Consider the following 12,528-nt stretch of genomic DNA (forward strand, 5'->3'; position numbering starts at 1 on the left):
ACTCAGAAGAGTTCGGCCAGCGGACGAGGATGTACTGCCGCCACTTCCCGCTCCGTCCGATGGAGGCTGACGACCGCCACCTCGGGATCGTGCTCGAAAAACAGGTGCCAGCCATTGGTCTCGGCCCGTTCCAGAAAGGCCAGCTTCTCGTCGATGGTCACCAGCGGCCGGATGTCGTAGCCCATGTTCCAGACCGGCCGCATGTGCGCCGTCGTGGGAATCAGATCGGCCACGAAGACGAGCGTTCCCTCCGGCCCGTCGATACGCACGATCTGCTGCGCCTCGGTATGTCCGTTCACGACCTCCACGGTGATGCCCGGAAGCACTTCGCCCGGTCCCTCCAGCAGCCGGAGCTGTCCGGAAGCTTCCAGCGGCTCCAGATTTTCGGGCAAAAACGATGCCCGCTCTCGCAAATTCGGGTTTCGGGCCCACTCCCAGTGGCGCCGCTGCACATAGAACGTGGCGTTAGGAAAAGCGACCTCCAGCCGATCGCCCACGCGCCGCGTGCTGCCACCGCAATGATCGAAGTGCAGGTGCGTCAGGATCACGTCGGTCACGTCCGCGGCCGAAAAGCCCAGCCGTTCGAGCGAGCGATGCAGCTCGGCGTAGTCGTGATCGACGGCGTAGATGTCCCGGAACTTGGCATCGAACTTATCCCCGATACCGTTGTCGATCAGAATCAGACGACCGTCGCCTTCGAGCAGCAAGCAGCGCATGTTCAGCAGGATGCGGTTGCGCTCGTCGGCCGGCGCATAGCGTTCCCACAGCGGTTTGGGGATGATGCCGAACATGGCGCCACCATCGAGGCGAAAGCGCCCGGTCTCCACCGTGTAAAGCGTGTAGGGTCCAATGCGCGGCATAACGGTTACTCCGTTACTTTGAAGAACTGGATGAATGTCCCTCAGGAAAATGGCCGTTCGACTGCACACGTCGCCGCACGGCTTCCATCTGCTCGACCTGCGGCAACAGCCGCTCCAGGTGCGCCACAAGATACGCCACGCGCTCGTTTTCGGTGAGCAGTTCCAGCACCTCCTGTTGTTGCTGCACGGTCAGCCCGGCGTTCGGTGCGATCACGTACGACAGGTAGCGCACGTTTTCGTAAAGGGAAGGCCGGACCGTACGGCCGACCAGCTCCAGCAGCCGCATGTGCTGGGTGATCAGCCGCTCGCGCAACGCCCGCTCCGGAACCTCCCAGGGTTCGACGATACGCTCGACGTCGGCCGTCAGGTAGGGCTCGTCGGAATAGAGCTGCAGAATCCGAAAGCGATCTTCTCCGGTCACCAGGATGTCCATGCGGCCGTCGCCATAACGGGCCAGCACGCGCGTGATGCGGGCCAGCGACCCCACCTGCGCCAGCTTCCCGGCTTCGGCCAGCACGATGCCGAACGGCCGGTCGTCTTCCAGGCAACGCGTCACCAGCGTACGGTAGCGGGGCTCGAAAATGTGCAACGGGAGCTGCTCGCCGGGATACAGCACCACCTCCAGTGGAAAAAGCGGTAAGCGTTCAATCCGCATGATGGCTCCGGTTCTCTTCCCCGCACCGGGGAAAACCTAATGAACGGGCCAGCAGACGGGTTTCCACTGCCGTGCAGTTTGACAGGGATTCCTTGCAACGGTGTCGTATTTTTGCAGCAATGCGACGCCGACCGTCATGATGCGCCACCTGCACCGGATCGTTCTGGCCGGATGGCTGCTCTTGAGCGCCGGGCCGATTGCGGCCCAGACGCTCTGGCAACCGTTTCGCTTCGGCTCGGCCGACGATCCGGCCGAGCAGGTGCAGCGCGTCTGGTGGCGGCGCGAGCGCCACCTGGAAACCTGGGGTGGCACTTCACTCATCGGCGCCCACTGGCGACTGGGCACACGCTGGGTGTTCACCTTCGTCACGCGCTCACTTACGGGCCGGCTCGACGCCGCGCTACGCACCGGCCTCTACGGCACCTACCGGCCGGACTTCGACAGCCCCTACGACGCGCTACGCGTGATCGACTTTCTGCGCTACAACCCGCCCCGTTACCGGCCCGTGCACCTGCGGCTGGGTCCGCTGACACGCACGCGTCTGGGCACCGGCCACGTGGTGGACTTCTTCAACACGACCACGGCCTGGGACGACCGCACCGTCGGGCTGGAGCTGGGCTGGTCCGACCGCCTCGTAGACGTGGCATTCTTTGCAGCCGACGTGCTTCCCGACCAGGTGGCCGGCCTGCGGCTCGGACTGCGGCCCTTCTTCTGGGCGGCGGACCCGCGCACGCAATCGTTCACGCTGGGCTTCAGCTACGTGCGCGACCCGGCCTTTCGCCGCCACGCCCGGCTGGAAGCGTTCAACTTCGACCTTACCTTCAACACGCTGCGCGCCCGCACCGTCGCGCTGATGCCTTTCATGAGCCTGGCCCACTACCGCCACTACGGGAGCGGCCTGCGGCTGGGCGTGGCCTTTCAGAGTCCGTACTTCGCCGACCTGATGACCTTCCAGTTCCGGCTGGGTCTCGACTACGACGGCGAAGCGTTTATCCCCGGCTTCGTGGGCCCTTTCTATCCGGTGCAGAACCTGCAGGCCCGCATTCTGGACGCCGACGCCTACCCGGACGCCACGCGCTACGCCGGCGTGACGCTCGACGAAGCCCGCGGCGGCAACGCCTTTTTCACCGAAATCCACCTCCTTTTCCCCCGGAGCTTCGAGCTCTGGTACTTCTTCCGCCGCCACTACGGCACCCAGCGGCTCAGCACCTTCCACCTGCGGCTGTTTCTGCGCACGCGCGAGCTGCAGTTTCAGACGGGTATCAGCCGCGCCGGGCTGGACGACTTCTTCTCGCTCTTTCAGAAGATGGGCGATCAGAGCTGGCTGCTGTTCGAGGTGCGCTATCGGCTCGGTCGCATGCTGTGGCTGCTCGTGCACGCCCGCTATACGTTCGAGCGCCTGGAGACGGCCCCCGACGGCACGCGACGTTACCTGGTGCAGCGCCGCTTCGAACCGATGGCCGGCTTTCGCTGGACCCTGTAGCTACCGGATGTCGCGGCTCATTTCCAGCATGCGAAGAATCGGCCGAAGTGCCCGCTGGCGAAGCTCCTCGTCCATCGTGATCTCGGGCTGCTCGTAGCGCAACGCCAGATAGAGCTTCTCGAGCGTGTGCAGGCGCATGTGCGGGCACTGGCTGCAGTTGCAACCGTTGTCGGGCGGTGCCGGAATGAAGGTCTTCTCCGGGCAATCCTTGCGCATCTGGTGCAGAATGCCCTCCTCGGTCGCCACGATGAACGTGGTGTGCGGGCTCTCGCGGGCAAAGCGGCGAATGGCCGAGGTCGAGCCGATGAAGTCTGCGTGCTGCAGCACGGCCTCCTCGCACTCGGGATGAGCCAGCACCAGCGCGTCCGGATAGCGCGCCTTGAGCTGCAGGATCTTCTTCTCGCTGAAGGTCTCGTGCACGATGCAGACGCCGTCCCAGAGCACCATGTCGCGGCCGGTCTTGCGGATCAGGTAGCGCCCCAGGTTGCGATCCGGCGCGAAAATGATAGGCTGCTCGGGCGGAATCTGGCGGATGATATGCTCGGCGTTGGACGAGGTGCAGATGATGTCGCTGAGCGCCTTGACGGCTGCCGAGCAGTTGATGTAAGACACGACGATGTGATCCGGGTACTGCGCTTTGAATTCGGCGAACGCATCGGCGGGACAGCTATCGGCCAGCGAGCAGCCGGCGTTCAGATCCGGAATGACGACTTTCTTGTCGGGGTTGAGAATTTTGGCCGTCTCGGCCATGAAGTGGACCCCGGCAAAGACGATCAGATCGGCGTCGGTTTCGGCCGCCTTGCGCGACAGCCCCAGCGAGTCGCCGATGTAATCGGCCAGGTCCTGAATGATCGGCTCCTGGTAGTAGTGCGCCAGGATGATGGCGTTTTTCTCCTTTCGGAGGCGGTTGATCTCCGCGATCAGATCCAGCGACGGATCGATGGGCGCATCGACGTAGCCAATCTCCGGATCCAGTACCACCGGCTCGGCCATGAGACTTCCGGCTCAATTGTTAACGTTTTAGTCTGCTTTTACGCCGGGTGGGACGATACGTTCAGGAAGGGATCGACTCGGGCACGAGACGCCCCTGCTCCAGGCGGAGGACACGGTCGGCCAGCGCCGCCAGTGCCAGGTTGTGCGTGGCGATGACGAAGGTCTGGCCCACCTCTCGGCTCAGCCGGAGGATTTCGTGGTGGAGCGTTTCGGCGGTGCGCACGTCGAGGTTGCCGGTGGGCTCGTCGGCCAGCACGACGGCCGGTCGGTTCATAAGCGCACGCGCCACGGCCACCCGTTGCTGCTCGCCGCCCGAGAGCATGGAAGGCCGGTGGTCGGCGCGGTCGGCCAGTCCCAGCAGCTTCAGCAGCTCCAGCGCCCGGGGACGGGCTTCGCGAAGCGTCCGCCCTTGAATGAGCGCCGGCATGGCCACGTTTTCCAGCGCCGTGAACTCCGGAAGCAGATGGTGAAACTGAAAGACAAAGCCGATCGTGCGGTTGCGAAAGGTGGCCAGCGCCTCGTCGTCCAGTTCAAAGATGTTGCGGCCTTCGTAGCGCACTTCGCCGCGATCGGGCCGGTCCAGCGCGCCCAGCAGGTGCAGCAGCGTACTTTTGCCCGTACCGCTTTCGCCCACGATGGCGACCACCTCGCCGGCCTCGACGCTCAGCTCCAGCCCCTGGAGCACCTGCAGCCGGCCGTCCGCGCCGGTCGGGTAGCTCTTCCACAGATCGATGACTTCGAGCAGGGGCATGCGGGCTTACGCTTCGCGCTGGATGCCGTACTTGGCGAGCTTGTTGTACAGGTGCGAGCGCTGGATGCCGATGGCCTCGGCCGTCTTGCTGACATTCCAGCCAAACTCCCGGAGCTTGTGCTCCAGAAACAGCTTTTCGGCCGCGTCCCGGAACTCGGCAAACGTGGGATGCCGCTCGATCAACTCCTGCAGCGAACCCGAGCCTGAGGCGCTTCCGGGATGCACGTAGCGCTGCACGTCGCGGGCCGTGATGGTGGGGCCGTCGCTCAGGATGAGCAGCCGCTCGACCACGTTGTACAGCTCACGCACGTTGCCGCGCCACTCGTAGCGCTTGAGCTGTTCCAGCGCGGCCGGTTCGAATTCCTTCGGAGGCATGCCGTTGCGCCGGGCCAGCCGCTCCAGCGCATACTGCGCGATGATCGGGATGTCCTCGCGCCGCTCCCGAAGCGGCGGCACGTGGATGAGGATGACGCTCAGCCGGTGGTAGAGGTCTTCGCGGAATTTGCCTTCCTCGACAAGCTTCCAGAGGTCTTTGTTCGTGGCGGCCACCACGCGCACATCGACCGAGATGGAGCGCTCGCCGCCCACGCGCTGGATGCGATTCTCCTGGAGCGCCCGGAGCACCTTGGCCTGTGCGGCCAGGCTCATGTCGCCGATCTCGTCGAGAAAGAGCGTACCGCCGTGCGCCTGCTCGAACTTGCCGATGCGGAGCCGGGTGGCGCCGGTGAAGGCGCCCTTTTCGTGCCCGAACAGCTCGCTTTCGATCAGTTCGCTCGGGATGGCCGCACAGTTGACCTCCACCATGGGGCCGTCTTTGCGGCCGGAGAGGTGATGGATCCAGCGGGCCACCAGCTCTTTGCCCGTGCCGGGCTCGCCGGTGATGAGCACACGGGCCTCGGTGGGCGCCACGCGATGGATTGTCTCGATCACGCGCTTGATGGCGGGGCTTTCCCCCAGGATGGGCGTCAGCTCGCCCTCCCAGCGCTCGGTCAGGACCTGCCGGATGCGCCGGTTTTCGGTCTGGAGCTGGCCGCGCTCCAGCGCGTTGCGGACGGTCAGCAGCAGGCGGTTCAGATCCGGCGGCTTCTCGATAAAGTCGAAGGCGCCCAGACGGGTGGCCTCGACGGCCGTCTCGATGGTGCCGTGGCCCGAGATCATCACGACGGGCAACTCGGGCTGCTCGGCCGCCAGCGTGCGGAGCACCTCCATGCCATCGCGCCGCGGCATTTTGATGTCGAGCAGCACCAGATCGTAGCGCCCTTCGCGAAGCTTTTCCAGCGCCTCGTCGCCGTCGGCGGCCTCCTCGACGGCGTACCCCTCATATTCCAGGATCTCGCGAAGCGTGCGCCGGATGCTGCGCTCGTCGTCGACGACCAGAATGGTAGCCGCCATGGATGCGCGTCGGTCGGCTTCAGGACGGTTGCGCGGCGCGCGCTGCGATGCGCGCCAGCGCGATCTCGGCCTCGGTGGCCTGCGCGGATTCCGGATAGCGTTCCCGGATGGCTTCGTACATGCGCCGGGCCGCCTCCAGGTTGCCGGCCAGCTCGTAGTTACGCCCGGCCCGGAGCAGGTACTGCGGCGTCACGACCGGGTTGTCGTAGCGGTCAGCCGCCCGGTGGTACAGCTCGGCGGCCCGCTCGTGCTCGCCTTTGTTTTCATAGACGGCGGCCTGTCCGGCCAGCGCGGCCGCCGCCAGCATCGGATCGTCGCTGTCGAAGGCCCGCCACAGCTCAAGGGCCCGGTCGTACTCCCCCAGCCGGTAGAGCGCGTCGGCCGCATAGAAGCGGGCCAGGTTGCCCGCGTCCGTGCTCCCGTAGTCGCGCGCCAGCGCCAGCAGGCCGGATTGGCCGTCGGCACCGTCCAGCGCCTCGCGATACTTCCCCTGCTCGTAGAGCGGAAGCACCTCGCCCAGCAGTTGCTGCGCCCGCTGCTCCTGCTGCCGCTGGTAGTAGGAATAACCGATGATGCCGAAAATGGCTACCGCAATGGCCGCCAGCCCCGCATAGAGCTGTTTGCGATAGCGGTGGTAGAAGTCCAGCCAGCGAGCATAGAGCGTGACAACCGTGTCCTCGCGCAACGCCTTGCGCTTCGAAGTAGCCGTACGTGAAGCGACTGCCATTTCGATCCCCTGAGCTTGATTGCAAAATAAACGCGCGCTAAGATAGAAGTCCTGCCTCAGATAAACAACGGACGTTGCTTCAACGCCGGCCTCTCGGAACGTTTCCCCGTTTCGTTACAGGGTTTTTGCTCAGATTTTCGTTAAATTCCGTAGAGCCTTCTCGCCAGAAGGCTGCTTTTCGCGTATTCTTGGAGTGAGGCATCCCCGTAACCTGTAAACATGGAGAACGAACCATGGCGATCAAGCTGGGCATCAACGGATTTGGCCGGATCGGTCGTCTGGTGCTGCGCTCGATTCTGGAGCGCAAGCTGACAGACCAGATCGATGTGGTGGGCGTCAACGACATCACCGACGCCGCCACGCTGGCGCACCTGTTCAAGTACGACTCGGTGCATGGCCCCTACCCGGGCGAAGTGCGCGTCGAAGGCGACGAACTGGTGGTCGATGGCGAACGCTTCCGCGTCTTCAGCGAGCGCGACCCGAAGAACCTGCCCTGGGGCGAGCTGGACTGCGACGTGGTGATCGAATCGACGGGCATCTTCCGCTCCCGGGAGAAGGCGGCCCAGCACATCGAAGCCGGCGCCAAGAAGGTGATCATCTCGGCGCCGGCCAAAGGCGAGGTCGATGCGACCATCGTGATCGGCGTCAACGACCACACGTTGACGGGCAAGGAGCAGGTCGTCTCGAACGCGAGCTGCACGACGAACTGCCTGGCGCCGATGGTCAAGGTGCTCGACGAGGCGTTCGGCGTGCGGCGCGGCTTCATGATTACGGTGCATGCCTACACGGCCGACCAGCGCCTGCAGGATGCGCCGCACAGCGACCTGCGGCGGGCCCGTGCGGCGGCACTGTCGATCATTCCCACCACGACCGGCGCGGCCAAGGCGGTCGGACTGGTACTGCCGCACCTGAAGGGCAAGCTCGACGGCTTCGCGCTGCGCGTGCCCGTGCCTGACGGCTCCATCACCGACTTCACGGCCGAACTGAACCGTGAGGTGACCGTCGAGGAGGTCAACGAGGCCTTCCGCAAGGCGGCCGAAAACGAACTGAAAGGCATCCTGCAGTACGTCGAGGACCCGATCGTCTCGTCGGACATCATCCACAATCCGCACTCCTGCATCTTCGACAGCCTCTCGACCATGGTCATCGAGGGCAACCTAGTCAAGGTCGTGGGCTGGTACGACAACGAGTGGGGCTACGCCTGCCGGACGGTGGACCTGGTCGGGAAGCTGATGGCCGTCGCTGAGCCGGCCGGATGAACGGGTCGATTCACAACGGCTTCAGGGAGAACGGGAGGGCATGCCTGCCGTTCTCCCTTTTTCGTGCATCTGCCGGACAAACCCCCTGCTGGCCATGTCGACGCTTCGCAAACTGACCATCGACGACCTGGACGTCAAAGGCAAGCGTGTGCTGGTCCGGGTCGATTTCAACGTGCCGCTCAAAGAAGACGAACAGGGCAACCTGGTCGTCGCCGACGACACCCGTATCCGGGAGGCGCTCCCCACGATCCGGGCGCTCATGCAGGCCGGCGCCAAAGTGATCCTGATGAGCCACCTGGGTCGTCCCAAGGGTCAGCCCGATCCCAAGTACAGCCTGGCGCCGGTGGCGCGTCGGCTCGAAGAGCTGCTGGGCGTGCGCGTCCGCTTCGTGAGCAACATCGTGGGTGAAGCCGTGCGCCAGGCCATCAACAGCATGCCGGAAGGCGGTGTGATCCTCCTGGAAAACACACGCTTCCATCCGGGCGAGACGAAAAACGATCCGGAGCTGGCCCGCCAGCTGGCCGAGCTGGCCGACGTGTACGTGAACGATGCCTTCGGCTCGGCGCACCGCGCGCACGCCTCGACCGAAGGCGTGGCCCACTACGTCAAGCAGGCGGCCATGGGCTACCTGATGAAACGCGAGGTGGAATACCTGAGCCGCCTGCTCGAAAACCCCGAGCACCCGTTCGTGGCCATTCTGGGGGGGGCGAAGGTTTCCGATAAGATCGGCGTGATCAAGAACCTGCTGCCGCGCGTCGATCGGCTGCTCATCGGCGGCGCCATGAGCTACACGTTCCTCAAGGCGCTGGGCCACAACGTGGGCGCCTCGCGGGTAGAGGAAGACCGCCTGGAAGAAGCGCGCCAGCTTTACGAAGCGGCACAGGGTAAAATCCTGCTGCCCGTCGATCACGTGGTGGCGCCCGAGTTCTCCAACGAAGCGCCCTCGCAGGTCGTCGAGGGCGACATCCCGGACGGCCTCATGGGGCTGGACATCGGGCCGAAAACCATCGAACGCTACCGCGAGGAAATCCTGCAGGCCCGCACGGTGGTCTGGAACGGCCCCATGGGCGTTTTCGAAATGCCCAACTTTGCGAAGGGCACCTTTGCCATCGCCGAGGCGCTGGCCGAGGCCACCGACCGGGGCGCCCTGACCGTGGTGGGCGGCGGCGACTCGGTGGCCGCCATCACTCAGGCCGGTTACGCCGACCGCGTGAGCCACGTCTCGACCGGCGGCGGTGCCATGCTGGAGTTCCTGGAAGGCAAGGAACTGCCCGGCCTGGTCGCGCTGACCGACAAAAAGTAACCGGAACTGGAAACCTTCCTCCCGGCGCTTTGGCGCCGGGATTTCTGTTCGGAAGCCCTTCCAGCACAACCATGCTCCAGACCGTTACGGCCGACACCACCCAGACACTGACCGACCGACTCCGCGCCGACTCGCTCGAAGTCGTCCAGACGCTCAGTGCGTTCTGGGCGGAGCTGCGCAACCCGAACCTGTGGATGGGCCTGCTGGGCACGCTCCTGCACATCGGCCTGGTGGTGCTGCTCATCCTCATCGGCCTGCGCGTGATCGACCGCGCTGCCGACCGCTGGATGCAACGCGTGGCCGACCTCCCCGCCTCGCATCCCCGCCGCCAGCGCGCCTCCACGCTGGCCAACCTGATCAGCTCGACGGCCCGCTACACGCTCTGGGCCGTAGGCCTGATCATGATCCTGAGCGAACTGGGCATCAACGTGAGCGCCCTGCTGGCCACAGCTGGCGTGGCCGGGCTCGCCATCGGCTTCGGCGCCCAGACGCTCGTGCGCGACGTCATCAGCGGCGTCTTTTTGCTCTTCGACGACACGATCCACGTGGGCGACCTCGTGCGCGTCGGGAACGACGTGGGTACCGTCGAACACATCGGTGTGCGCCTGATCAAGGTGCGCAAGTTCGACGGCGAACTCCTGATGATCCCGGCCGGCGAGCTGCGCATCTTCGGCAACCGGAGCATCGGCTTCGTGCGGGCCATCGTCGAAATCGGCCTGGCCTACGAGCAGGACCTCGACACCATTCTGCCCGTCATCGAACGGGTGGCCAGCGAATGGGCCCAGGCGCATCGCGACATCCTGCTGGAAGAAAAGCCCGAAGTGCAGGCCATCATGAGCTTTGGCGACTCGGCCGTCACGGTACGCGTGGCCGTGCAGGTGCGCCCGGGCGAGCAGTTCAAGGCCGAGTGCGATCTCCGGCTACGCCTCAAACGCACCTTCGACGAACTCGGCATCGAGATCCCCTTCCCACGCCGTACCATCTACGTGCGGGAAGAAAAAGAACTCCCCCCGCGTCAAATCCAGGACGTAACTTCCGAGAAGGCTACCTTCGACAAAGAACCTCCCGAAACCGACTGAATCATGGTCTATCGGCAAGCCGAACAGATCGACTTTACCATTGAAACGACGCCGCCCATGCCGCTGCCGCGGCGGGTGCTCATGGTCTCGTCCGATCATTTCGACGTGGAATACGTGATCAATCCCCACATGGAAGGGCACGTCGGCCAGGTGGATCGGGCACTGGCCCGCCGCCAGTGGGAGGCGCTGCGCGACACCTACCGGACGCTGGGCTTCGAGGTACACGTGCTCGACGGCGTGCCCGGCCTGCCCGACATGGTGTTCTGCGCCAACCAGACGCTGCCCTTCCTGCGTGGAGACGGCGAGCGCGGCGTCGTGCTCAGCCGCATGCACGCGCCCCAGCGCCGCGACGAGGTGCCTCACATCGCCCGATTCTTCGAGCAGCAGGGCTATGCGCTGGTTTCCATCCCCGACGAAGTGCCCGGAAGCTTCGAGGGCATGGGCGATGCGCTCTGGCATCCGGGCCATGCATTGCTCTGGGGCGGCTACGGCTTCCGCACGGATCAGGCCGTCTACGAGTGGCTGGCCCGTGAGCTGGGCGTTCGCGTGGTGGCACTGCACCTGACCGACCCGGACTTCTACCATCTGGACACCTGCCTGAGCCTGCTCGACGCCGGCACCGCCCTCTACGTGCCGGCCGCTTTCGACGAAGCAGGCCGCGCGCTGCTCCACCGCCTGATCCCCAACCTGATCGAAGTGCCCGAACGCGAAGCCCGCGAGCTGCTGGCCTGCAACGCGCACTGCCCCGACGGCCGCCACGTGCTGATCCAGCAGGGCTGCACCGAAACCGTCGCCCGGCTGCGCGCGGCCGGCTTCGAGCCGATCGAACTGGATACCGGCGAGTTTCTGAAGTCGGGCGGTTCCGTCTTCTGCATGAAGCTGATGTTCTTCTGAGCCATGATCGAACGGATTACGATCTGCGGGCTGGGCCTGATCGGCGGCTCGCTGGCAATGGCCTGGAAGCGGGCCCGGCCGGAGCTACACCTGACGGCTTTCGACCGGCGCGAGGTGCTTCGCCAGGCCCGTGAACTGGGCGTGGTGGACGCCACCGCCGAGGATGTGGCCGAGGCCGTGGCCGAATCCGATCTGGTGGTGCTGTCCGCCCCGCTGCGCGGCATTCTGTACCTGCTGGAGGAGATCGGCCCGCACCTGAAGCCGGGCACCCGGGTAACCGACGTCTGTGGCGTCAAACGCCCCATCATGGCCCATGCCCGGGAGATGCTGCCCGAGACGGTCACCTTCATCGGCGGCCATCCCATGGCCGGCTCCGAACGCCGCGGCCTGGCCAACGCCGATCCGTTTCTGTTCGAGAACGCTACTTACGTGCTCTGCCCGCCGTCAGGACTTGACGCCACCCGGCTGCAGCAGGAACACGAAGACCTGCTGGAGCTGATCCGGCTGCTGGGCGCCCGCGTGCTGGTGCTCGACGCCGAACGACACGACGCCATCGCCGCCGCCGTCAGCCATCTGCCCCAGCTCCTGGCCGTGCTGCTCGTCAACACGGCCGCCGAACTCAGCAAAGGCGACGAGACGTTCCTGCAGCTGGCCGCCGGAGGCTTCCGCGACATGACCCGGATCGCCTCGTCGCCGTTCGACCTCTGGCGCGACGTGCTCTTTGCCAACGAAGGGCCGCTGCTCGACACGCTCGGCCATTTTGCAGCCAACCTGCAACGCCTGCGCAACCGCATCATCGAAGAGGACGAACAGGCGCTCGCGGAAGCCTTCGAGCAGGCCCGCCGGACGCGCGCCCGCATCCCGCGCGACACGAAAGGCTTCCTGCACCCGCTGGCCGACGTGTACGTCCGCATCGAGGATCGCCCCGGTGCCCTCTACCGGATCACCCGCGCGCTCTACGAGGCCGACCTCAACATTCAGGACATCGAGCTGCTGAAAGTGCGCGAAGGTACGGGCGGAACGTTCCGCCTGGGCTTCGCCACCGAAGCCGATGCCGACCGCGCCTGCGAGGTGCTTCGCCAGGCCGGCATCGAAGCCTTTCGCCCCGACGATCACGGAAACTGAACCCTGA

12 protein-coding genes are annotated in these 12,528 nt (G+C 65.2%); 6 read left to right on the plus strand and 6 right to left on the minus strand.

From position 1 onward, the window contains the following. Positions 1 to 2: 2 nt before the first annotated feature. Both GYH26_RS09860 and GYH26_RS09865 read right to left on the minus strand, forming a co-directional pair. Positions 3 to 860 carry an MBL fold metallo-hydrolase gene (locus tag GYH26_RS09860; RefSeq protein WP_161541508.1) on the minus strand — a complete coding sequence of 286 codons (858 nt, stop codon included), beginning with the start codon at positions 858 to 860 and terminating at the stop codon, positions 3 to 5. Between the two features lie 13 nt (positions 861 to 873). Further along, complete coding sequence (locus GYH26_RS09865; RefSeq protein ID WP_161541509.1) at positions 874 to 1,515, minus strand: LON peptidase substrate-binding domain-containing protein; 642 nt, start codon at positions 1,513 to 1,515, stop codon at positions 874 to 876. Positions 1,516 to 1,651: 136 nt separating this feature from the next. Between GYH26_RS09865 and GYH26_RS09870 the strand changes: the two genes are divergently transcribed. Continuing rightward, positions 1,652 to 2,998, plus strand: a complete 1,347-nt coding sequence (locus tag GYH26_RS09870; protein WP_242006377.1) for a hypothetical protein — start codon at positions 1,652 to 1,654, stop codon at positions 2,996 to 2,998. Here the strand turns inward: GYH26_RS09870 and nadA are convergent, their stop codons facing one another. The 4 genes from nadA to GYH26_RS09890 all read right to left on the minus strand — a co-directional run bounded on the left by nadA (position 2,999) and on the right by GYH26_RS09890 (position 6,861). Beyond that, on the minus strand, positions 2,999 to 3,991 hold the full coding sequence (gene nadA / locus GYH26_RS09875) for a quinolinate synthase NadA (protein ID WP_161541510.1): 993 nt from the start codon (positions 3,989 to 3,991) through the stop codon (positions 2,999 to 3,001). It lies immediately after the preceding gene. A 61-nt stretch (positions 3,992 to 4,052) separates the two neighbouring features. Beyond that, entirely contained in the window at positions 4,053 to 4,742 is a 690-nt protein-coding gene (locus tag GYH26_RS09880; protein ID WP_161541511.1) for an ABC transporter ATP-binding protein, read from the minus strand. Positions 4,743 to 4,748: 6 nt separating this feature from the next. After that, positions 4,749 to 6,134, minus strand: a complete 1,386-nt coding sequence (locus GYH26_RS09885; RefSeq protein WP_161541512.1) for a sigma-54-dependent transcriptional regulator — start codon at positions 6,132 to 6,134, stop codon at positions 4,749 to 4,751. Between the two features lie 19 nt (positions 6,135 to 6,153). After that, a complete protein-coding gene (locus GYH26_RS09890; RefSeq protein ID WP_161541513.1) occupies positions 6,154 to 6,861 on the minus strand; it encodes a tetratricopeptide repeat protein in 708 nt (235 codons plus the stop codon). A 233-nt stretch (positions 6,862 to 7,094) separates the two neighbouring features. Between GYH26_RS09890 and gap the strand changes: the two genes are divergently transcribed. The 5 genes from gap (at position 7,095) to GYH26_RS09915 (ending at position 12,521) form a co-directional block, all read left to right on the plus strand. After that, positions 7,095 to 8,120, plus strand: a complete 1,026-nt coding sequence (gap, locus tag GYH26_RS09895) for a type I glyceraldehyde-3-phosphate dehydrogenase (protein WP_161541514.1) — start codon at positions 7,095 to 7,097, stop codon at positions 8,118 to 8,120. Positions 8,121 to 8,214: 94 nt separating this feature from the next. Beyond that, positions 8,215 to 9,423 (plus strand): phosphoglycerate kinase, encoded by a 1,209-nt coding sequence (locus GYH26_RS09900; protein WP_161541515.1) that lies wholly within the window; start codon positions 8,215 to 8,217, stop codon positions 9,421 to 9,423. A gap of 71 nt (positions 9,424 to 9,494) precedes the next feature. Beyond that, positions 9,495 to 10,502 (plus strand): mechanosensitive ion channel family protein, encoded by a 1,008-nt coding sequence (locus GYH26_RS09905; protein WP_161541516.1) that lies wholly within the window; start codon positions 9,495 to 9,497, stop codon positions 10,500 to 10,502. A gap of 3 nt (positions 10,503 to 10,505) precedes the next feature. Then, positions 10,506 to 11,396 (plus strand): dimethylarginine dimethylaminohydrolase family protein, encoded by an 891-nt coding sequence (locus GYH26_RS09910; RefSeq protein WP_161541517.1) that lies wholly within the window; start codon positions 10,506 to 10,508, stop codon positions 11,394 to 11,396. 3 nt (positions 11,397 to 11,399) lie between these two features. Next, positions 11,400 to 12,521 carry a prephenate dehydrogenase gene (locus tag GYH26_RS09915; protein WP_161541518.1) on the plus strand — a complete coding sequence of 374 codons (1,122 nt, stop codon included), beginning with the start codon at positions 11,400 to 11,402 and terminating at the stop codon, positions 12,519 to 12,521. Positions 12,522 to 12,528: the final 7 nt, after the last annotated feature.

Source organism: Rhodothermus marinus, assembly GCF_009936275.1.
GTDB classification, from domain to species: domain Bacteria; phylum Bacteroidota; class Rhodothermia; order Rhodothermales; family Rhodothermaceae; genus Rhodothermus; species Rhodothermus marinus_A.

Excerpts from the sequence above, each read along its gene's own strand:
- GYH26_RS09860 (WP_161541508.1), bottom strand. The coding sequence starts at position 860 with ATGCCGCGCATTGGACCCTACACGCTTTACACGGTGGAGACCGGGCGC.
- GYH26_RS09865 (WP_161541509.1), bottom strand. The coding sequence starts at position 1,515 with ATGCGGATTGAACGCTTACCGCTTTTTCCACTGGAGGTGGTGCTGTAT.
- GYH26_RS09870 (WP_242006377.1), top strand. The coding sequence starts at position 1,652 with ATGATGCGCCACCTGCACCGGATCGTTCTGGCCGGATGGCTGCTCTTG.
- nadA (WP_161541510.1), bottom strand. The coding sequence starts at position 3,991 with ATGGCCGAGCCGGTGGTACTGGATCCGGAGATTGGCTACGTCGATGCG.
- GYH26_RS09880 (WP_161541511.1), bottom strand. The coding sequence starts at position 4,742 with ATGCCCCTGCTCGAAGTCATCGATCTGTGGAAGAGCTACCCGACCGGC.
- GYH26_RS09885 (WP_161541512.1), bottom strand. The coding sequence starts at position 6,134 with ATGGCGGCTACCATTCTGGTCGTCGACGACGAGCGCAGCATCCGGCGC.
- GYH26_RS09890 (WP_161541513.1), bottom strand. The coding sequence starts at position 6,861 with ATGGCAGTCGCTTCACGTACGGCTACTTCGAAGCGCAAGGCGTTGCGC.
- gap (WP_161541514.1), top strand. The coding sequence starts at position 7,095 with ATGGCGATCAAGCTGGGCATCAACGGATTTGGCCGGATCGGTCGTCTG.
- GYH26_RS09900 (WP_161541515.1), top strand. The coding sequence starts at position 8,215 with ATGTCGACGCTTCGCAAACTGACCATCGACGACCTGGACGTCAAAGGC.
- GYH26_RS09905 (WP_161541516.1), top strand. The coding sequence starts at position 9,495 with ATGCTCCAGACCGTTACGGCCGACACCACCCAGACACTGACCGACCGA.
- GYH26_RS09910 (WP_161541517.1), top strand. The coding sequence starts at position 10,506 with ATGGTCTATCGGCAAGCCGAACAGATCGACTTTACCATTGAAACGACG.
- GYH26_RS09915 (WP_161541518.1), top strand. The coding sequence starts at position 11,400 with ATGATCGAACGGATTACGATCTGCGGGCTGGGCCTGATCGGCGGCTCG.